Source organism: Kitasatospora sp. NPDC058162, from assembly GCF_042884005.1.
GTDB lineage: Bacteria > Actinomycetota > Actinomycetes > Streptomycetales > Streptomycetaceae > Kitasatospora.
Map to the genome: position 1 here is coordinate 16,035 of NZ_JBHVUS010000036.1, position 20,117 is coordinate 36,151.

The 20,117-nt window shown below is 71.7% G+C and carries 15 protein-coding genes; 8 read left to right on the top strand and 7 right to left on the bottom strand.

The features are described from left to right. Positions 1 to 108 precede the first annotated feature (108 nt). On the bottom strand, positions 109 to 582 hold the full coding sequence (locus tag ACFVXG_RS37745) for an NmrA family NAD(P)-binding protein (protein ID WP_387934419.1): 474 nt from the start codon (positions 580 to 582) through the stop codon (positions 109 to 111). Between the two features lie 378 nt (positions 583 to 960). On the opposite strand from ACFVXG_RS37745, the gene ACFVXG_RS37750 reads away from it, so the two are divergent. Beyond that, positions 961 to 2,004 carry a hypothetical protein gene (locus ACFVXG_RS37750; protein ID WP_387934420.1) on the top strand — a complete coding sequence of 348 codons (1,044 nt, stop codon included), beginning with the start codon at positions 961 to 963 and terminating at the stop codon, positions 2,002 to 2,004. Positions 2,005 to 2,045: 41 nt separating this feature from the next. Then, a complete protein-coding gene (locus ACFVXG_RS37755) occupies positions 2,046 to 3,047 on the top strand; it encodes a TauD/TfdA family dioxygenase (RefSeq protein WP_387934422.1) in 1,002 nt (333 codons plus the stop codon). A 60-nt stretch (positions 3,048 to 3,107) separates the two neighbouring features. On the opposite strand, the gene ACFVXG_RS37760 is transcribed toward ACFVXG_RS37755, so the two are convergent. Together ACFVXG_RS37760 and ACFVXG_RS37765 are read right to left on the bottom strand one after the other, a co-directional pair. Next, a complete protein-coding gene (locus tag ACFVXG_RS37760) occupies positions 3,108 to 4,922 on the bottom strand; it encodes an amidohydrolase (protein ID WP_387934424.1) in 1,815 nt (604 codons plus the stop codon). A 104-nt stretch (positions 4,923 to 5,026) separates the two neighbouring features. Further along, positions 5,027 to 5,785, bottom strand: coding sequence for a TetR/AcrR family transcriptional regulator (locus ACFVXG_RS37765; RefSeq protein WP_387934426.1), 759 nt, complete (start codon positions 5,783 to 5,785; stop codon positions 5,027 to 5,029). 131 nt (positions 5,786 to 5,916) lie between these two features. Between ACFVXG_RS37765 and ACFVXG_RS37770 the strand changes: the two genes are divergently transcribed. The 4 genes from ACFVXG_RS37770 to ACFVXG_RS37785 all read left to right on the top strand — a co-directional run bounded on the left by ACFVXG_RS37770 (position 5,917) and on the right by ACFVXG_RS37785 (position 11,323). Further along, complete coding sequence (locus ACFVXG_RS37770; RefSeq protein WP_387934428.1) at positions 5,917 to 6,642, top strand: hypothetical protein; 726 nt, start codon at positions 5,917 to 5,919, stop codon at positions 6,640 to 6,642. Then, positions 6,642 to 8,012 (top strand): alkaline phosphatase family protein, encoded by a 1,371-nt coding sequence (locus tag ACFVXG_RS37775; protein WP_387934430.1) that lies wholly within the window; start codon positions 6,642 to 6,644, stop codon positions 8,010 to 8,012. Before ACFVXG_RS37770 ends, ACFVXG_RS37775 begins: the two co-directional genes overlap by 1 nt. A gap of 166 nt (positions 8,013 to 8,178) precedes the next feature. After that, entirely contained in the window at positions 8,179 to 8,400 is a 222-nt protein-coding gene (locus ACFVXG_RS37780) for a hypothetical protein (RefSeq protein WP_387934431.1), read from the top strand. A gap of 151 nt (positions 8,401 to 8,551) precedes the next feature. Further along, positions 8,552 to 11,323 carry an Ig-like domain repeat protein gene (locus tag ACFVXG_RS37785; RefSeq protein ID WP_387934433.1) on the top strand — a complete coding sequence of 924 codons (2,772 nt, stop codon included), beginning with the start codon at positions 8,552 to 8,554 and terminating at the stop codon, positions 11,321 to 11,323. A gap of 95 nt (positions 11,324 to 11,418) precedes the next feature. Here the strand turns inward: ACFVXG_RS37785 and ACFVXG_RS37790 are convergent, their stop codons facing one another. Continuing rightward, on the bottom strand, positions 11,419 to 11,784 hold the full coding sequence (locus ACFVXG_RS37790; protein WP_387934435.1) for a hypothetical protein: 366 nt from the start codon (positions 11,782 to 11,784) through the stop codon (positions 11,419 to 11,421). Positions 11,785 to 11,914: 130 nt separating this feature from the next. Then, on the bottom strand, positions 11,915 to 14,434 hold the full coding sequence (locus ACFVXG_RS37795) for a hypothetical protein (RefSeq protein ID WP_387934437.1): 2,520 nt from the start codon (positions 14,432 to 14,434) through the stop codon (positions 11,915 to 11,917). 344 nt (positions 14,435 to 14,778) lie between these two features. On the opposite strand from ACFVXG_RS37795, the gene ACFVXG_RS37800 reads away from it, so the two are divergent. Next, on the top strand, positions 14,779 to 17,460 hold the full coding sequence (locus ACFVXG_RS37800; RefSeq protein ID WP_387934522.1) for a glycosyl hydrolase: 2,682 nt from the start codon (positions 14,779 to 14,781) through the stop codon (positions 17,458 to 17,460). Positions 17,461 to 17,555: 95 nt separating this feature from the next. On the opposite strand, the gene pip is transcribed toward ACFVXG_RS37800, so the two are convergent. Then, a complete protein-coding gene (pip, locus tag ACFVXG_RS37805; RefSeq protein ID WP_387934439.1) occupies positions 17,556 to 18,515 on the bottom strand; it encodes a prolyl aminopeptidase in 960 nt (319 codons plus the stop codon). 113 nt (positions 18,516 to 18,628) lie between these two features. Here pip and ACFVXG_RS37810 point away from each other — a divergent pair, with 113 nt between their 5' ends. Further along, on the top strand, positions 18,629 to 19,204 hold the full coding sequence (locus tag ACFVXG_RS37810; RefSeq protein ID WP_387934441.1) for a helix-turn-helix domain-containing protein: 576 nt from the start codon (positions 18,629 to 18,631) through the stop codon (positions 19,202 to 19,204). A gap of 25 nt (positions 19,205 to 19,229) precedes the next feature. Here the strand turns inward: ACFVXG_RS37810 and ACFVXG_RS37815 are convergent, their stop codons facing one another. Further along, complete coding sequence (locus ACFVXG_RS37815; protein WP_387934443.1) at positions 19,230 to 20,117, bottom strand: dihydrodipicolinate synthase family protein; 888 nt, start codon at positions 20,115 to 20,117, stop codon at positions 19,230 to 19,232.

Consider the following 20,117-nt stretch of genomic DNA (forward strand, 5'->3'; position numbering starts at 1 on the left):
TGGGAATCGCCTGAGCCCCGGGCCCTGGTGCGGGAGTACCCCGCACCAGGGCCCGGCGCGTCGGCCCCGGTCACGCGTGCCCGTGCTCGGACGTGACGTGACGGGTGGTCACCCCGTCCAGCCGGTGCGGTGCAGCCAGTCCTCGAAGGTCAGCAATCCGGGGTGCAGGCGGCGCAGGAGGGCGATGTCCCGGTCCCGGGCGTAGAGGTCGCGGTCGGCGAAGAACCGGAACATCGCCGCGTAGTCGTGGCTGAACCCGGGGACGGCGGCGCGCAGTTCGTCGTACGGCATCGGCGCGTAGCGGCTGGGGGTGCCGGTGACCCGGGCGAAGGCGGCGGCGATCTCCTCGCCGGTGAGGCTGTCGCCGATCACTGCGAGGTCGCGGGCGCCCCAGGACTGCCAGTGGTCGAACATGTGGCGGGCGAACCAGGCGATGTCGTCCAGGGCGACCAGCGGGTAGCGGGCGGAGCCGGCCTGGTCGAGCGGCGCGCCGAGGGCGGGAAGGTCGAGTACGTGCTGACGGACTTGGGCCGGACACTTGTGGAGCCGATCGCCGTGCTCACCCGGTGGGCTCACGAACACGGCGCGGCCGTGGTGGAGTTCCAGGAGTCCGGCACGGACTGAGAGTCCTTGTGGCAGGCACGGGCGCCGGACCCGAGCGGCCCGATCGGCTCGATCGAGATCTGGACGCGCGCGAACCGGTCGGTACCGCCGGTGTGCTACTTGTGGGTGTACTCGATCCCCTCGACCTTCCGGCGGATGCCTTCGCGGTGGACGACCTGCGGCTTGCCGACGGTGGCCTCGACCTTGAACTCCCGCTTCATCCGGACAGTCGCCGTCGGATCGGGGTTTCGGGTGGCGTGTTCCTGGCAAAGGTCTTCAACCATGGGCTTATCACCGGTTGCCGGTCATCCTGCTGTCGCTGTCTTCCGTGAACCCCGAGGTGGGCGGCCCGTCCCGGTGCTGGGCCCGAGGGTCGCTGACGAAGCGCGGCGGGCCGCGCAGGTGCTGGCCGGGGTGGCGACCCACGCCCGACCCGTTGAGCGGACCGCCTGGCTGCGGCAAGCCGCCGCGGCGGCAGGCGAGTTGGTGGCCGCGCTGGCGGCCATCGCTCCGGCCCTCGCCGGTGAGGACGTTCCGGCGGAGTCGACCAGTCAGTCGTACTTCCGGGTCCGCGAGGTGGAGTTGTCGGATCAGCAGGCCGCCCTGCACGGCGCCTTGGTGATCCACCGAGGCCTGGAGGATCTGTGTGAGGCTCCGCTGTCGGGTGCCGACCTGGCGCTGGAGCTGGCGGGCATGCGGCAGTCGGTGCTCGACCTCACCGGCGCGGCGCCGGGCGCCGACCCCGACGCCGTCCCGCCGGTTGCCGTCCCCGAGTCCGGTACAGGGGCGTCCTTGGAGAGCGCGTGGAGTGCCCGGTGGCTCATCGGGCACCAGGTCCACGTCCTGTTCAACGTCTGCGCCGCGGTCGCCGTGGCCGACGCCACCCGCCGACTTCGGCACGGCGACGTCGATGCCGCGCTGGGGCGGCTGGCGGATGCGACGGTGTACGTGCGCGGCTTCCCGGCGGCCATGAACCACGCCAGTACGATCCCGGCCGACTACTACATGGCGGCGATCCGCCAGACCATGGCGCCCCCGTCGACGGACATCCCGCTCAGCGGGCGCCAGCACCGCGGGTACAAGCTGTTCCGGGCGGCGATGAAGGACCTGCTCTCGGCGCTGCCCGACTCCTTCGAGCAACTGGCGGCCCGCGCCCCCGAGTTGGCCGAGGCGCGGGGCGCCCTCCTGGAAGCCGACATCGTGGACGCCGAACGGCACATCACCCTCGCGTACTCGATGGTGCACCTGCGTCGTTCCATCGCCCAGCGACCCGAAGGCCCCGACAACGCCGTCGCCGAACTACGGCTCATGCGCCACCGCCGCGCGGCCCAGTACGCCTCCCTGATCCGCTTCGGGGACCACTACATCGCCGACGCCGTGGCCGATCTGCGCCACAGCTGAGCTCGGCCGCCCTCCGTTCGTACTCCCGGCAGGAGCCCCGAATGCCCGGCACCCCGCACAACAGCACCGCCGTCGCCGCTGCCGACTGGACCCTGGACCCGGCCGATGCCGGCGAGTGCGAGCGCCTGGCCCGCACGCTGTGCGCCGACGGGCACGACCAGGTCGACAGCCCCAAGTGGGTGGCCCGGGCCCGGGAGGCCTGGGACGAACTCCCGCTGCCGCTGCGCCGGGTGGTGCGCCGGTTCCGACGCGACTCCGGCCCGCACGGCACCTTGGTGATCGGCGGCCTGCCCATCGACCGGGCGGCCCTGCCCCCGACACCGGCCGTACTCGGGTCGGTCCAACGCCGGGCCGCCGTCCCCGCCGCGCTGCTCACCATGGTGGCCTGCGGACTCGGCGAACCGCTCGCCTACCTGGCCGAGAAGTCCGGCGCGCTCGTCCAGGACGTCGTGCCCGTGCCCGGTCAGGAGACCTTCCACGGGAACGCCGGATCGGTGCCGCTGTCCTTCCACACCGAGAACGGCTTCCACCCCCACCCGCCCGACTACGTGGTCTTCCTGTGCCTGCGCGCCGACCACGACCGGACCGCCGGTATGCGCGTCGCCGGCCTCCGTCAGGCACTGCCGCTGCTCACCGAGGGAAGCCGTCAGGCCCTGTTCGCACCGGAGTTCCTCACCACACCGCCGCCCTCCTTCGGCCCCGACGCCGCCGGCCCGGCCGATGCCGAACCCCGACCGGTGCTGTCCGGCGCGGTCGAGGACCCCGACATCCGGATGGCCCAACTCGTCACCACCCCGCTCACCCCGCGGGCCACCGCCGCGCTGGCCGAGTTCGGCCGCGCCTGCGAGGCGACCGCCCGCACCCTGCGCCTGGCACCCGGCGACCTGGTCGTCATCGACAACCGCGTCACCGTCCACGGCCGCACCGCCTTCCGGCCCCGCTACGACGGAGCGGACCGCTGGCTGCAACGCACCTACGTCACCGCCGACTTGCGCCGCTCCCGTGACCACCGCCCCGAGGACGGCCACGTCCTCGCGCGCTGACCGGCCGAACGACCGCCCCGGGCCCGGAGGCCCGGGGCGGCCGTAGCCCGGAACGCGACGTCAGCAACAGCCGTGCCACTGGTAGTCGGTCGGGACCGCGAGCCCGGCCTCGAGGTCGTCGCTGCCGGTGGCCCCGACGGGGTGGATGACGGTTCCCCGCTTGATGGTCTCGGCGACCGTGATGTCCTTGATCTCCTCCGGCGGAACCGTCAGCGGGTTCGCGGAGAGGATGACCAGGTCGGCGAGCTTGCCGACCTCGATGCTGCCCTTGTGGTCCTGCTCGAAGTACTGGTGGGCGGCGTTGATGGTGATGGACTTGACCGCGTCCAGGGCCGACACGCACTGCTCGGGCCCGATCACGACCTCGTCGGTGCGGGTGCGGCGGGTGACCTGGCTGGAGAGGATGGCGATCGAGTTGGGCAGGGCCACCGGGGCGTCGTGGTGCGAGGTGTAGATCATCTGCCGGTCCACGGCCCAGCGGGCCGGCGAGATGGTCGCGGCCCGCTCCGGCCCCAGCACGGTCTTGCGGTACCAGTCGCCCCAGTAGTAGGTGTGCATGGAGAAGAAGGACGGGATGACGCCCAGGCGGTCGAAGGCCTCGATCTGGTCCTCGCGGGCGGTCTGGGCGTGGATCGCCACCGTCCGCCGGTCTGCCTCGGCGGGCTCGACCTCGACCTCGGCGGCGGCGGTCCGGACCGCTTCGATGAACTGGTCGATCGCGGCGTCCCCGTTGACGTGCGCCAGCACCTGCCAGCCCCTGGCGTAGGCGGTGCGCACCTGGTCGAGGACGATCTTGGGGTCCTCGATGGCGGGGTAACCGCGGTAGCCCTCGGGGGTGTTGTCCGGCCGTTCCTTGTAGGCCTTGGTGAGCCAGGCCGTCCGGCCCTGCGGGGATCCGTCCAGGTACATCTTCACCCCGGCCGCCCGCACGCCCCGGTGGTACTCCCGGCTCGCCCGGACCGGGTCCTCCTCCGGTGACGCCGTCGCCTCGTCGGCCCGGGCGTAGGCGACCACGTCGATCTTGAACGGCACGAGGGCCGCGGCGTCCCGCAGGGCCTGGAGGTTCTCCAGCGTGGCCCCGCCCTCCTGGACGGTGGTGAAGCCGAAGCTCGCGGCCGACGCCACGCCCTTGCTGAAGAGAGCGGCCAGTGCGGTCAACGGCAGGCCCTTGGTCGCCTTTTCGGAGGCCGGACTGAAGGCCGTCTCCTCCAGCACGCCGTCGGGCTCGCCGGGCGGCGGGACGTCGACGTCCGTCCGGCGGCGGATCACGCCGCCCTCCGGGTCCGGCGTGTCCCTGGTGTAGCCCAACTCCCGCAGTCCGCGGCTGTTCACCGCCCCGAGGTGGAAGGACTGGTGGATGGCCAGCACCGGCCGGGTGGTGGACACCTTGTCGAGGTCGTCGCGGGTGGGGTGGCGGCCTTCGGTGAGCATGGCGTCGTCGTAGCCGAACCCGATGATCCACTTGGAGAACGCGCCCACCGGGGTCCTCGCCCATTCGCGCAGCTTCGCCAGGAGCGAGTCGATGTCGGTGACGTCCCCGTCGGGGGCGGCCAGCAGGTTGGCGAGGGTGGCCTGCAAGCCGATGCCGCCGAGGTGCCCGTGGGCGTCGATGAACCCGGGCAGCAGCGCGCGACCGCCGAGGTCGCGCAACTGCGTCCGGGGCCCCTGCCAGCGGTCGACGGCCTCCTGGTGGCCGCCGACGTGGACGATGACACCGTCCTTCACGGCCACCGCCTCGGGGCCGGGATCGGACTCCCGGGCGTCGGCCGCGACCGTCACGATCTCACCGCCGTGGAAGATCACATCGGCCTCGTCGTACCGCGCCCCGGCCTGGACACCGTCGGTGTCCGTCGTCACGCCCGGCTGACCGCTCATTCCGGTTCCCTTCTGCTGCCTACGCTCCGTGCACCGTTGCCTACCCATGGCTATCGGGGCATGAACATGAACGTGCGCCGCGAACCGTGCACCTTGAGCCGGGCTCAGTGGCCGAGTCGGTCCAGGAGGGCGTCCAGACCGGTGGCGAACTCGGTTTCCGTGTCGTGATCGATCAGCAGCGGGGCGAGGGTACGCAGCAGGGGGTACTGGGCGGCGGGGAGGCGGTGCAGGCCGAGGCGGAGCAGGGGCTCGGGGTCGTCGGGGTTGTCGATCACCTGTCGCTTGTCCACCAGGAGGTAGCCGATCGCCCAGCCGACCACGGTGCGGTAGAGCCGCAGGGTGGCGCGGTCGTCGAGGCCCGCCTGGTGCAGCAGGGTCAGGACGAGCTCGTTGAGCTGGAGCATGGAGGCCGGGCGGCGGGCCAGCGGGACGCTGAGCGGGCGGGTGGCCACCAGCGGGAACACCGCGGGGTGGGCGTCGGCGACCTGGTGGAAGGCGCGGGCGACGTGGTGCAGTCGGGCCCGCCAGTCGCCGGTCGCCCCGTCGACGGGCTGGGGCAGCCCGGTGAAGACCGCCTGGATCCGCTCGTTCACCTCCGCGTAGAAGGCCTCCACCATGCCGTCGAGCAGCGCCTGCTTGCCGTCGGCGTAGCGGTAGAGCGCCATCGGCTCCACCTCCAGGTCGACGGCGAGGCTGCGCATGGTGAGCGCGGCCAGGCCCTCGCGGTCGACCAGCGCGACCGCTGCACGCACCACCCGCGGCCTGCTGAGTCGACCCCGGGCGGGCGGCTTCGGTGCGGTCCGGCCGAGGGCAGGGCCCGGGTCGGGGCCGTCCTCGGGGTCGGGGGTCGAGTCGGTTTCCACGTGTGCCTCCCGGGCTGCCCTGGGGTCTTGACGTCCGCCGGTGCGCGGCAGAGGCTGTAAGTATACAAGCGACATTTACGACACATACGTATCACCTACGCATACAGCGCGTGTCGGCATCGGGAGGAGCAATGTCCACCATCAAGATCGAAGTGACCAACGAGAGCACCGTGCTCACCGACAACGAGGTGAGCGCTGTGGTCCCCGCCCTGCAGACCCAGGTCCACCGGGACTTCGCCCCGGCGTGGGGGATCGACGCGGACCTGTCGTTCGTCGCGTCGAGCGCACTCTCCGACAAGGCCTGGTGGCTGGTCGTCCTGGACAACTCCGACCAGGCCGGCGCTCTCGGGTACCACGACCTGACGGCGAACTTCCTGCCGATCGGCAAGGTCTTCGCCGGCACCGACAAGCAGTACGGCGAGAACTGGACCGTGACGGCCAGCCACGAGCTGCTGGAGATGATCGGCGACCCGGAGATCAACCAGGTGATCTTCAACCAACCGACCGCCAACAAAGGGGTGTTGTACGCCATGGAGGTGTGCGACGCGTGCGAGGACGACAGCTTCGCGTACGACATCGCCGGCACCAAGGTCAGCGACTTCGTCTACCCGGCGTGGTTCCAGCCGAGCCGCACGGCGAACGGCACCCAGTTCGACTACGGCAACGCCATCAAGCAGCCGCTCGAACTCCTCACCGGCGGCTACATCGGCGTCTTCGACGTCTCGGCGGGCACCGGCTGGACCCAGAAGACCGCCGCGCTCACCGCCGCCTACCACAGCCGGGCGCACGTCGGCAGCCGTCGTGAACGGCGCCGCATCCCGCGCGACCAGTGGCTGCCCAGTAAACGGAGAAGCTGATGCCCGGCGGCGACGGACTCCAGAGGGTCGAGCACCTGGTGATGCTGATGCTGGAGAACCGTTCCTTCGACCACATGCTGGGGTTCCTGTACACGGATCAGGGCAACGTCTCACCCGCCGGCCAGGCGTACGAAGGCCTGACCGGGCAGGAGAGCAACCCGGACCAGAACGGCAAACTGGTCACGGTCCGCCGCATCCAGGCGACGGACCCCCACCCCTACTTCATGCCGGGCGCGAACCCGGGGGAGGGGTACGGCCCGACCAATGAGCAGCTCTTCGGCACGCTCGACCCGCCGACGCCGCCGGCGGCCGGGATGCAGGGGTTCGTGACGAACTTCGCCGGCATCCTGGACCAGCCTCCCCGGCCGAACCACACCGTCCTCCCCGGCACCGTCCCGGGCGACATCATGAGCTGCTTCACCCCGGACACGCTGCCGGTGCTCTCCGCCCTCGCCCGCGGCTACGCGGTGTGCGACCACTGGTACGCCTCCGTGCCCACCGAGACCCTGCCGAACCGGGCGTTCTCCTGCGCGGCGACCAGTCAGGGGCACCTGGACGACCACACCCACAGCTTCACCTGCCCCAGCATCTTCGGGCGGCTCACCACGGCCAACGTGTCCTGGCGGGCCTTCGGCTACCAGGACGCACCGTTGGTCTCCGGGAACTTCCCCGACATCCACGGTGCCTCCGCCGACCACTTCGGCGTCTTCACCGACTTCCAGGCGGCGGCTGCGGCCGGGACCCTGCCCTCCTTCACCTTCCTCGAACCCAGTTGGGGACCCACCGGGAACAGCGAACACCCCATCTGCGACGTCGCGTTGGGCGAGCAGCTGATCCAGGACGTCTACCGGGCCCTGCGCGACGGACCGGCCTGGGGCCAGACCCTGTTCGTCATCACCTACGACGAACACGGCGGCTGCTACGACCACGTCCCGCCCCCCGCCACCAGCACTGCGCCCGGCGACGGCACCATCGGCGAACACGGCTTCGACTTCAAGCGCTTCGGCGTACGGGTGCCGACCGTGCTCGTCTCCCCGCTGATCGCCCCCGGCACCGTCTTCCGCTCTCCCGATGCCGCGGCGCCGCTGGACCACACCAGCATCCTGCGCACCCTCGAGCGGCGCTGGTCGCTGCCTGCCCTCACCGCCCGCGACGCCGCGGCCGGCGACCTCGGGCCCGCGCTCACCCTCACCGCCCCGCGCACCGACGACGTCCTCGCGGGCGTCACCGCACCGGCCGCGGCAGCCGTCAACCCGGCGGCCGATGACGTCTCCCACCTCCAGGAGGTCTTCGCGGACCTCGTCGCCCGGCGGCTCATCCCGCCCGGCGCGACCGCCGCTGCGTCCTCCGGCCCGCCCTCCGGGGCGTGATCTTCCCGCCGAACCGGCCCGACGACGAGGCGCCCCCCGTACCCCGGGGGGCGCTTGCCGCGCCGCGCACAACTGTCCGTCCTGCCAGCCTGTTTGGCGATCGCCCGGCGCGGGCATCGCCAGCCCGGAGATACCGTGCGCCACGGGCGGAAATGAGGTGGGACGGATGGCCGGCGAGGAATCGCAGCAGCCCTTCGCGACGTTCTGCGGGAACTGCAACTGCGGGTGCCCCCAGGTGTTCCTGGACCAGGAGGCGCCCGCGGACCAGCGGGTGAGGATCACGGACGACTTCGGTCAGCAGATCCGGATGAGCGAGGACCAGTTCCGCGACCTGGTGCGCCAGGCGAAGGAAGGCCTGCTGGACCTCGCCGGGGCCTCGGCGGGCTGATCGCAGCGGGGCGGCGCCGGGCCGGGGGGTGCTCGGCCGTTGGTGGTAGTTCGGCGTGCGATCGTGTTCATGTCGGGAGCGCCAGGTGATGGACTCCACCCTTTGATCACACTATGTGACCATCCTGTCACGTGATCGAAAGGGTTGACCTGTGGCACCCGCACACCGCCGGAGACCGATCCCACCCGGCGGCCTCCTCAGACGTTCCCTCAGGCGCCCGCTCGGCGCCGCCCTCGCGCTCTCGCTGGCCACCGGACCGCTGCTGCTGTCCGTTCAGGCCCGGGCCGACGAGCGCGCCGCGCCGCCGGCCGGCACGACCGCCTCCGGGAGCCCCGGCGGCGCCACCGACCAGCCGCCCGACCGGACGGAGCGCCCGGGACCGGAGACGCCCCGGCTGGTCCGGCCGCAGCACCGCGTGCCGGGCCTGTTCATCATCGACGCGGACGCCAAGGCCAACAGCGGCACGACCTTCGGCGAGCCGTCGATCGCGATCAACCCGGCCAACACCCAGCAGATCGCCATCACCCGCTTCGGGCCCCGCCCGGGCAACCGGTGGAACAACAACGCCGACCTGCTCTACTCCACCGACGGCGGCAACACCTGGACCGACGAGACGACCATCCCGGTCCCCCCGGGTGTCTCCGGCACCTCTGGCGGCCCGTGCGACCAGACCATCGACTACGGCCGCAACGGCACGCTCTACGGCACCTTCCTCACCTGCACCAACCAGGCCGCCGTGATCGTCACCGGCTCGACCACCGACCCCGCCAAGGCGTCGTCGTGGACGTGGAACAACCCCACGCCCACCACCACCCAGCTCACCACGGACACCCACACCAACAACGACCAGCCCTGGCTGATCGTCAACCCCGACACCGGCACCCCGAGCCAGGACAACGTCTACGTCGGCTACCAGGACTTCAACGCCGCCGGCAGCACGATCAGCCCGCACGACCGGGTGAACGTCTCCCGCAACAACGCCAGCCCGGTGAACTTCCCGACGGCCAATGACCAGGGGGTCGGCTCGGGGGCCCTGAACGACGGCATCAACGGCGGGCTCCGGCTGGCCGGCGACCCGCGCAACGGCGCCGTCTACGCCCTGTACCAGCAGGGCGGCAGCAACACGGTCAGCCAGCCCCAGCCCGTCACCATCAGGATCAACCGGTCCACCGACGGCGGCCGGACCTGGGACCTGGGCAACGCCCCGGGCACCCCCTCGGACGGCATCACCGTCGCCTCGGTCAGCAGCGACCAGGGCAACCAGGGCTTCAAGTTCGGCGGGGTCAACGCGCTGATCGGCGGTGTCCACCACGCGGCCGTCGACCCGACCAGCGGCGACGTGTACGTCGCCTACGGCGTCGACGTCTCCCTCACCAATCAGATCCGGCTGCGGCGGCTCACCGACAACGGGGCGAACAACCTCACCGTCGGTCCCGAGGTGAACGTCTCCGCCTCGACGAACGCGGCGCTGCCGTCGGTCGCGGTACTCAGCGACGGCACCATCGGCGTCCTCTACCTGACCTCCGACGGCAACAACGCCAAGGGCTTCCCGACGTTCACCGCGCACCTCGCGCGGAGCTTCGACCACGGCGCCACCTTCACCGACTCCCCGCTGCAGTCCTACAACACCCAGGTGGGTAACACGGGGAACCCCAACGAGCGGCTGTTCGGCGACTACCAGCAGCTCAAGGCGGTCGGCACCACCTTCTACGGCTCGTTCATCGGCAACCTCAACGGCCCCGCCTCGACCACGAACCAGCCGACGGACACGATCTTCTTCAGCATCCCGAAGACGGCGACCAGCTCGACGCTCACCTCCTCCGCCGACCCGTCCGTGTACGGGCAGCCGGTGACGTTCACCGCCACCGTCGTGCCGACCCCCGACGGCGGAACGGTCACCTTCACGGTCGACGGCACCCAGCTCGGCAACCCGGTGCCCGTCGACACCACGACCGGGAAGGCCACCTCGGACGCCATCGCCTCGCTCGGAGTCGGCGACCACACCGTCAAGGCCGTGTACAGCGGTGACATCACCTTCCAGGGCGACACCGCGATGAGCCTGACCCAGACCGTCAATCAGGCCTCCGTCGCCACCACGCTCACCTCCTCGGACGGCGGCCAGGCGGCCTTCGGCAACCCCGTCACCTTCACCGACACCGTCTGTGCGGCGCCGCCGAGCACCGACCCGGCCCTGCCGCCCTCCGGCACGGTGACCTTCAAGGACGGCACCACCCTGCTGGGCACCGGCACCCTCGCCCCCGGCGGCGGCGCCCACTGCGCCCAGGCCCAGCTCGCCTTCGCGAACCTGCTGCCCGGCAGCCACACCATCACCGCCCAGTACAGCGGCGACGGAAACTTCTTGGCACCCGGGCCGGAGACCGTCACCGAGCTGGTGACCTGCGCCAATGTGATCACCGGTGACGTCCACGGCGGCGTGGAGGCGACCGCGCCCAGCACCTGCGTCATCGGGGCCACCGTGCACGGGACGGTCCACGGCGCGGCCGGCGGGGCCCTGTTCATCGGCAACTCCACGGTCTTCGGCAGCGTGCACTCCGAGAACGGCACGCTCTTCGGCATGTGCGGCACCACCACCACGGGCACGCTGGAGGTCGACGGCGCGAGCGGGTTCGTCGTCGTCGGCGACCCCGGGGACGACGGCTGCACCGGCAACCGGGTCAACGGTTCCGTCCACCTCGGCGACAACCATGCGGGCGCCGAGCTGATCGCCAACCGGATCGGCGGCTCGGTCCAGGTCGACGGCACCACCGGCACCGGCCCGTTCCCCGAGGACACCCAGGCCGAGATCGAGGGCAACACCATCGGCGGCTCCCTCCACTGCACCGGCAACACCCCGCCCCCGACCAACGGCGGCAACGCCAACACCGTCAGCGGCTCACGCACCGGCCAGTGCGCCAACCTCTGATCCGGTAGGCCGACTTGAGGGGCCCGGCGCCGCGGCCGGGCCCCTCAAGTCGTATCAGGCTCAGCTGCGGAATCCCGAGCGGGCCGGTCGCCGGGTCAGTGCGCCGGGCGGGTGGGCGCGCCGGGAGCGCCGTGGTCGAGGTCGGTGGGGTTCTCCACGTCGACGGACCGGGTCGGGGCGGGCGACGGGGTGGTGGCCGCGGGCGGGGGAGTCGCGGGGCGGGTGGCGGCCGGGGTGGTGCGAGGCGGTGCGGGGGTGACCGGGGCCGTCGGTGCGGCGGACGGCGTGGTGCTGCCCGGGGTCGTCGGGGTCGTCGGCGAAGGCGGTGTCGTGACGGCGGTGGTGGCTGGGGGCGGGCTGGAGGGCCGGTCGGTGCCGCCCTTGTCCGCGGTGCAGGCCGAGACGGTGCCGAGCGCGGCGAGGACGAGGACGGCGACAGCCACGGCTCTGGGTCGGTGCATGGGCGTGAGGTCTCCCGGTTCTGGTGGACGGTGCGGCCATGGGACGTCGACGGCGCCCGCCCGGTTCCGCAGGTGCGCGTGCGGCCCCACCGGCCGGGGTGGCCGGTGGGGCCGCACGGGGGAGGGACCGTCAGCCGGTGATCTTCCAGAGGCCTCGGCCGTGGGTGGCGGCCATCAGGTAGCTGCCGTCGGGGGAGACGGTCAGGTCGGAGACGGAGGCGTTCGGCAGGCCGGCGCCGAGGCGGCGCCAGCAGCCGGAGCCGTCGGCCGTGAACACGCCGACGTCGCCGCCGACGACGACCTGGCCCTTCCAGAGCTTCACCACGCTGAACGGGGCGTCCGGCAGGTCGCCGCTGATGTCCGTCCAGTGCGCCCCGCCGTCGCGGGACTCGAAGACGTGGCCGACGCCGGCGCCGTCGATCCAGTGGCGGCTGTAGGAGCCGTAGACCGCGTAGACGTGGCCCGCGTCGGCCGGGTCGACGGTCAGACCGGTGACGAAACGGTTCGGCAGCTCGGGCGCGCTGATCCGGTGCCAGCTGCCGCCGTAGTTGGTGTCGATGCCGGAGGTGAACGGCGTGGCCGCGCCCGGGTTGCAGCCGTTGCCGGTGCCGCACCAGCCGACGTAGGTGGTGGCGCCGGAGACGGCGACCGCGGTGGAGGCGTTGCCCGCGCCGAGGTCGCGGACGGGCTTCCAGTCGCAGACCTGCTGCCAGCAGGTGGTGTCCCAGCCCTTGCCCTGGTTGTCCCAGACGTAGCGGCCGCCGGCGACCCAGTGGTCGGCGTTGCCGGGGTCGGCGGAGAACGGCGCGTTGAAGCGGCCGTCGGTCTCGCACGGGCTGGTCTTGTTCTGCGCGCAGTTGGGCGTCGCGTAGTACCAGCTGTGGCCGCCGTCATCGGACTTGGCCATCGCCAGGTTGGTGTACTCGGCGACCACCCGGTTGCCGTTCTTCGGGTCGACGACGACGTCGAAGCCGTCACCGCCCTTGGGCTCGGCCATGTGGTCGCTGCCCGGGGTGAGGACGGAGTAGCCGTTGTCCTGGAGGCCGCCCCAGGCGATGTCGCCCTTGCCGTCGGGGGAGGCGCCGAGGCCGCCGTAGAAGTACTGCAGGGTGCGCAGGGTGGCGTTGCGGTCGGTCCACTGGACGACCTTGCGCAGCGCGGCCGGGCGGGACCACACCCCACCGTCGTTGCCGAAGTACGCGGTGCCGTCGGGGGCGACGACGGCGGCGTGCTGGTCGGGGTGGGTGGTGTTCGGGCAGGTGTTCTTGGCCGGGTCGTCGTCGTAGCAGGGCAGGTCGTAGTTCCAGTACGGCCCGATGGTGTCCCAGGTCTTCCCGGCGTCGGAGGTCTCGTAGATGTCCTCCAGGCCGAGGTAGACGTGGTTCGGGTCGGCCGGGTCGACGGTGACGTACTGGTCGTACCAGGCCTGCGCGCCCGGGGTGCCGGCCCGGCCGCCGGAGGCCTTGAGCTTGGCGGCGTCGGCGAGCTTGGTCCACTTCCCGTCGACGTCACCGGAGTCGGCGGAGTAGACGCCGCCCAGGCTGACGTTGGTCGGGTCCTCGACGACGGCGTACAGCTTGCCGCCGTCCGGGGTCCAGTCGAAGGTGGTGCGGCCGAAGCGGCCGGGGTCCAGGTCGCCGCCGGGGGTGGCCTTGGTCCAGGTCGAGCCCGCGTCGTTGGAGACGTAGAAGCCGTTGTACTGGAGGTCGGCGGGCGTGGTGCCGCCGCGCCAGCCGAGAGCGGCGACGACCGTCTGGCCGTGGCTGCCGGGCCGCACGTGGACGTCGGTGACGAAGGAGGTGCGGTAGGGCGAGCCGGTCGGGTTGGGGTCCGGCTTGAGCACCGTCTGCCAGGGGCTGCGGATCTGCTTCGACGGGTGCTTCAGCAGGCCCTGGTTGGTGGCGACGTAGACCTGGTTGTTCTCGGCGAAGGAGATCCGGAACACCATGCTGTTGGCGACCCGGTTGCCGACCGGCTGGAAGGTCTGGCCGTGGTCGGTGGAGCGGTAGACGCCGCCGCCCGCGATGCCGTCGGCGTTGCTGTTCGCCTCGCCGGTGCCGACCCACAGCGAGTGGTCGGCCGGATTGACCGCGACCGCGCCGATGGAGAGGGTGTCCTGCTGGTCGAAGACCGGGCTCCAGTGGGCGCCCTGGTCGGTCGAGCGCCAGACGCCGCCGCCGGCGGCTCCGGCGTACAGGTACGGGCCGTCCACGGCCAGCGAGGTGATCCGGCCCGAGGCGACGCCGTGGCCGGCCATGTGCGGGCCGATCTGGTACGAGTGGTCCGCGGTGTTGTACGGCGCGCCGGACAGCTCGCTCCAGCGGCCGCCGCTGGTGGGCATGCCGTTGGCGCTCTTGCGGCCGGCGGCGAAGGCGTCCGAACTGACCGTCGTGCCGGGGGCGGTGCGGACGGCGTTGTACGCGGCGTCGGCGGCCAGGATGTCGGCGGTCTCACCGCCGCCGCCGTCGCCGCCGTCCCCGTCGCCGGTTGCCTCGGGGCCGAAGGGCGGCAGGGCGGATCCGTCGGTGACGGCGGTGCCGGGGGTGGGGTCGGCCGGTGCGGCGTGGCCGGGTATCGCGGTGAACAGCAGCAGGGCGGGCAGGGCCGTGCTCAGGGCTACGCGGGTTGCGCGGCGCCGGGCTGAACTCATCGGGGCTCCTCACGGATGACGCGGAAGTGCGGCCCCAACCTGCCGTCTTTGATCATTTTGAGGAAGGGTTGTGGAAGAGTATTTGCAGATGCGTTAGGCATCGGATGCGAACGATGTCTGAGCGTCAACCCCGGTCGCTGGAGGCCCAGTTCTGACCGCGAAGTGTTCCGTTGTTTTTAACTGATTTCACAGAATTGGTTTTAATCATTCGTTACACAGACCCCCTTCACGCGGTGCCACGGCACCGACCAGGCTTCGCACTGATCCGCCGGGCGTGCGACCGTGCGCCCCGGCCGCCCAGGGGAGGACGCACCGTGCCGAACAGGCAACGACGACGGCTGCTCATGAGCGCCGTCACGCTCACCGCGCTCGGCCTGACCACCACTCAGGCCATGGCCGCACCCGTCGCACAGCCCGGAGCCCAGCCGAACCCGGTGCAGCGCCTGGCCGAGGCCGGCCGGCAGCACGCCCAGCAGGTCAGCGGCAAGGCGGCGGCCGGACACACCTTCTCCGCCAAGGCCGAGGCCGGCCGGGACGGCGGCGACGGCGGCAGCGACGAGGCGGAGAACTCCGCCGAGGGCACCGCCCAGTACACCGAGGCCCGCACCGCCCCCGGCGTGGTCGCCCCCGGGGCCTACGGCGCCGCCTGGGCGCAGCTGCAGTCGCTGCCGCACACCGGCGGGTCCTGGGACCACGTGACGAACAAGCCGTACAACGGCGACGACCCGCGCTACCGCGACGTCAACTCCAACTCCAGCGGCGGCGCCGGCTTCGTCACCGGCCGGATCACCGGCATCGCGGCCGACGGCGACGGCTACGTGTACGCGGGCGGCGCCAACGGCGGCGTCTACCGCTCGCGCACCGGCGGCGGCCACTGGGAGGCCATCGCCGACAAGCTGCCCACGCTGTCCACGGGCACCCTGAACCTCGACGGGGGCGGGCGGCTCTGGTACGCCACCGGCGAGTCCAACACCGGCGCGACCTCGTACGTCGGCACCGGCGTGTACGTGCTGTCCGACCCGAAGCACGGCAAGTTCCAGCCCGGCAACCGGGTCGGCGGCGCCGAGCTGGAGTCCACCACGATCCACCAGCTGCGCTTCGCCGGGGACAAGGTGTGGGCGGCCACCAACCGGGGTGTCTGGAGCCATTCCACGACCACGCTCTCCGGGCCGTGGACGCTGGAGTTCGCGCCCAACCCGGACTACCTGCCCGGCGGTTCGAAGGCGGCCGACCCGAGCGCGCCGTACAAGAACATCGCCAACGACATCGCGATCGACCCCAAGGACCCGTCCAAGGTGGTCCTGGCGGTCGGCTGGCGCGGCGGGGACACCTACAACGGCTTCTACAGCAAGGCCGCGGACGGGAGTTGGCAGCGCGTCGCCTCGCTGGGCGACCTGCCGACGGACGCCGCGAACGTCGGCAACGTGACCTTCGCGCGCTCGGCGGACGGCTCGCGCTACTACGCGATCGACCAGTCGCCGGACGTCGCCGCGCACAACCCGGACACCGGGCTCAAGGGCATCTACGTCTCCAAGTCCGGCTCGCCGTCCGGCCCGTGGACCCTGGTCGCGGACAAGGACAAGCTCAAGGGCTCCGGCTCCGCCCTCCAGGACGCGGGCTACCAGCCCGGCATCCAGTCCTGGTACAACCAGTTCCTCCAGGTCGACCCGGCCAACCCGGACCACGTCTGGGCGGGCCTGGAGGAGGTCTTCGAGACCACCGACGGCGGCGCCAAGTGGGCCACCATCGCGCCGTACTGGAACAACCCGTTCCCGTGCTGGAGCATCGACCCCACCAAGCAGACCGGCGACTGCTCGCCGACCACCCACTCCGACCAGCACGCCGTGGCCATCGGCAGCTACCAGGGCAAGGCCAGCGTCTACGTCGGCAACGACGGGGGCATCTACACCCGTCCGGTCAACGGCCAGCTGGACGCGGGCGGCCACGCCAAGGACTGGAAGTCCCTCAACGACGGCACGATCGACACCCTGCAGTACTACTCGGTCGGCGTCGGCAAGGACCTCGCCGACAAGTCCGGGCGCGGTGTCATCGTCAGCGGCGGCCTCCAGGACAACGGCGAGTCGATCCTTCGGGCCCACGACAAGGTGATGGGCTCCAACTTCGGCGGCGACGGCGGCGACACCCTGGTCGACCCGGCCAACGGCTGCAACATCGCCCAGGAGTACGTCTACCTGGACATGTGGGTCACCCAGAACTGCGCGGTCAACGACGGCAGTTGGACGAAGGACCCGAGCAAGGCCACCTCCTACGAGGTCGCCCCGCCCGACAAGGCCGCCAACGCCGCCCGCTTCATTGCCCCGATGACCGCGGACCCGAAGGACGCCAACACCTGGATCGCCGGCGGCCAGCACGTCTGGGTGCAGCACAAGGGCTACGCGATCCGCAGCGGCAGCGAGTGGACCAGCGCCTACGACCTGGGCGCCGGCCATGTCGCCACCGCGGTCGCCACCGTCAACGGCACGGTCTACGCGGGCTGGTGCGGCCCCTGCAACAACCAGGGCTTCAGCCGCGGCATCGCCGTCGGCAACACTGACGGCACCGGCTGGCACCAGCTGAACCTGCCCGTCGACGGCGCCCTGCCCAACCGGTACGTCTCCTCCTTCGCCGTCGACGAGAAGGACGCCCAGCACGTCTTCGTCGCGTTCAGCGGCTTCTCCCGCAGCTGGACCGAGGGCCCGGGCGCCGGGATCGGCCACCTCTTCGAGACCCGCGACGGCGGCACCACCTGGACCGACGTCTCGGCCAACCTCCCCGACGTCCCCGCCACCTCGATCAAGCTGCTGCCCAACGGCGGCCTCGCCCTCGGCACCGACCTGGCCGCCTTCTACCGCGCGCCCGGCACCACCGACTTCAGGGTCCTCGGCCGCAACCTGCCCACCACCTCGGTGCAGCAGCTCAAGATCGGCCCCGACGGCAAGCTCTACGCCGCCACCTTCGGCCGCGGTATCTGGTCCTTCGACCTGCACCGCCTCGGCCACGGCCGCTACGACGAGACGGAGGACTGACCCCTCCGGCTGTCCCCTCGCCCCACTCCCACCGAACGACACCGCCGGTGCGCGGACGACGGTGGGGGCGGGGCGGGGATCAGCGGTTCTCGAACTCAGCGGTTCTTGAACCCCTCGATGGCGGTTCGGCTCACCCGGCCCATCGCCTCGCTGCCCGCGTGCCCGGAGTCCTCGATGATGTGGAGTCGCGCGCCCGGCCACGCCTTCGCGAGCTCCCAGGCCGTCTGGACCGGGCAGCCCATGTCGTGCCGGCCGTGGACGAGCGTTCCCGGGATCCCCGCCAGTAGGTGGGCGTCGCGCAGCAGTCGGCCCTCCTCCAGCCAGGCGCCGTTGCTGAAGAAGTGGGCGCAGATCCGGACGAAGGCGATCTGCGCGTCCACCTCGCGGTCGCTGTACATGCCGGGCGACCCGTTGGGCTCGCCCGAGATGACCGCGTCCTCCCAGGCGAGCCAGTCGGCGGCGGCCCTCGCCCGGACGGCGCGGTCGGGGTGCTCCATCAGCCGCGCGTACGCCGCGAGCAGGTCGCCGTCCCGCTCGTCCTCGGGGACGCCGTCGCGGAACCGGTCCCAGGCCTCCGGGTGGAACTGCCCGGCACCGCGGTAGAGCCAGTCGATCTCGGCTCGTCGGGCCGTCGTCACGGCCTGGATGAGGATCTCACTGACCCGCTCGGGATGCTGCTGCGCGTAGGCCAGGACGAGGGTCGAGCCCCAGGACGCGCCGTTCAGCAACCACCGTTCGACGCCAAGGTGTTCGCGCAGCCGCTCGATGTCGTCGATCAGGTGCTGCGTGGTGTTCAGGCTCATGTCCGCCGCCGGGTCGGCGGCGTGCGGGGTGCTGCGGCCGCAGTTGCGCTGGTCGAAGCGGATGACGCGGTAGCGCTCGGGGTCCCAGGCCCGGGTCGGCCGTTGCGGCGTGCCTGCCCCCGGGCCGCCGTGGACGCTCAGCGCGGGCTTGCCGCCGGGGTTGCCGAGCTGCTCGTAGTAGATGCGGTTGCCGTCTCCGGTGTCGAGGAATCCGGTGTCGTACGGGTGGGTCGGAGGATAGAGGTCAACCATGACCGTCGATCGTACGCGGGCGGCCGCGACGGGCGGAAGGTGCTGCTGCCGATCGCGGCCGGAGCCGCTGGTGGGATGATGGGGTGGACGGATCCGCAGGTGAGGGGTGGCGCATGGGCAGCAGGTTGCGGGTGCTGAGGCAGCAGAACCGGCTGAGCCTGGATGCGTTGGCGGAGCAGGTCGGGGTGACGAAGAGCTATCTGTCGAAGGTCGAGCGGGGCCTGAGCGACCCGTCGATCTCGACCGCGCTCAAGTTGGCGCACGCGCTCAAGGTCGATGTGGGGCGGCTGTTCTCGGACGAGGTCGAGCCGGAGTTGGTGACGGTGGTCCGCGCGGGGGAGCGCACGCCGATCGCGGGTGGGGCGGGGCCCGGTGCGCCGCATTACGAGGGCATCGCGACCGGGCTCAGCGGCAAGCGGATGGTGCCGTTCGTGATGTACCCGCCGACGGATGCCGCCGGGTCGCCGTTCAAGTCGCACGCGGGGGAGGAGTTCTTCTTCGTGCACGCGGGCACGGTGGAGCTGGAGTTCCCCGAGCGGACGGTCGAGCTCGGCCCCGGCGACAGCGTGTACTTCAACTCCTCGGTGCCGCACCGGTGTCGGAGCACCGGCCCGGAGCCGGCCCACATCCTCGTGGTGATCCACGACGATGAGGCCGGCACCGCGGACCGGGTCCCGAGCCTGCCCTGAGTCCGGGCCTCGCGCGGAGGCCGGGTCAGCCGGTGGCGTCCGCCAGCAACTGCGCCAGCTCGGCGCGCTGCTCGTCGTCCAGGGGCCGCAGGGGCGGGCGGGGCTCGCCGACGTCCAGGCCGAGCAGGGACAGACCCGCCTTGACCGTCGGCGGCAGTCCGCCGCGCATCAGGAACTGCAGGACGGGCAGCTGGCGGTAGAACACCTCGCGGGCCGCGTCCAGGTCCCCGGTGCGCACCGCCCGGTACAGCTCCAGGGGGAGTTCGGGGATCAGGCAGGGCGCGGCCGTGCACCAGCCGCTGGCGCCGGCCGCGAAGGCCGCCAGCGCGAGAGGGTTGGAGCCGTTGTAGAACGGCAGGGCGCCGTCGGAGAGTTGGGTGAGGCGGTGCATCCGCTGGAGGTCGCCGCTGCTCTCCTTGACCATGGTGATGTTGTCGACCTCCCGGACCAGCCGGTGGATGAGCTCCGGCGGGAGGTCGACCCCGGCCGTCCCGGGGTTGTTGTAGATCATGATCGGGATGCCGATCGCGTCGGCGACGGCGGTGTAGTGCCGGGTGATCTCCTGCTCGTCCAACTTCCAGTAGGACAGCGGCAGGAGCATCACCACGTCGGCGCCGGCCTGTTCGGCGAACCGGGCGCGGCGGACGGCGCTGCGGGTGGTGAGGTCGGCGATGCCGACGACGGTCGGGACGCGGCCGGCGACGGCGGCCACGGAGGCCTCGGCGACGGCGTACCACTCCTGGTCGTCGAGGTAGGCGCTCTCGCCGGTGGAGCCGAGCGGGGCGACGGCGTGGCAGCCGCTGGTGACCAGGCGGTCGACGAGCGCGGTGAGTCGGTCGAGGTCGGGGCTGCCGTCGGCGCGGGAGAACGGGGTCACCGGGTAGCCGATGATCCCTTCGAGGGTGGTCGCCAT

Bases quoted from the DNA above. Each gene is read 5' to 3' on its own strand.
- ACFVXG_RS37755 (WP_387934422.1), top strand. From the start codon at position 2,046: ATGCCCGGCACCCCGCACAACAGCACCGCCGTCGCCGCTGCCGACTGG.
- ACFVXG_RS37760 (WP_387934424.1), bottom strand. From the start codon at position 4,922: ATGAGCGGTCAGCCGGGCGTGACGACGGACACCGACGGTGTCCAGGCC.
- ACFVXG_RS37770 (WP_387934428.1), top strand. From the start codon at position 5,917: ATGTCCACCATCAAGATCGAAGTGACCAACGAGAGCACCGTGCTCACC.
- ACFVXG_RS37775 (WP_387934430.1), top strand. From the start codon at position 6,642: ATGCCCGGCGGCGACGGACTCCAGAGGGTCGAGCACCTGGTGATGCTG.
- ACFVXG_RS37780 (WP_387934431.1), top strand. From the start codon at position 8,179: ATGGCCGGCGAGGAATCGCAGCAGCCCTTCGCGACGTTCTGCGGGAAC.
- ACFVXG_RS37790 (WP_387934435.1), bottom strand. From the start codon at position 11,784: ATGCACCGACCCAGAGCCGTGGCTGTCGCCGTCCTCGTCCTCGCCGCG.
- ACFVXG_RS37795 (WP_387934437.1), bottom strand. From the start codon at position 14,434: ATGAGTTCAGCCCGGCGCCGCGCAACCCGCGTAGCCCTGAGCACGGCC.
- ACFVXG_RS37800 (WP_387934522.1), top strand. From the start codon at position 14,779: ATGAGCGCCGTCACGCTCACCGCGCTCGGCCTGACCACCACTCAGGCC.
- pip (WP_387934439.1), bottom strand. From the start codon at position 18,515: ATGGTTGACCTCTATCCTCCGACCCACCCGTACGACACCGGATTCCTC.
- ACFVXG_RS37810 (WP_387934441.1), top strand. From the start codon at position 18,629: ATGGGCAGCAGGTTGCGGGTGCTGAGGCAGCAGAACCGGCTGAGCCTG.
- ACFVXG_RS37815 (WP_387934443.1), bottom strand. From the start codon at position 20,117: ATGGCGACCACCCTCGAAGGGATCATCGGCTACCCGGTGACCCCGTTC.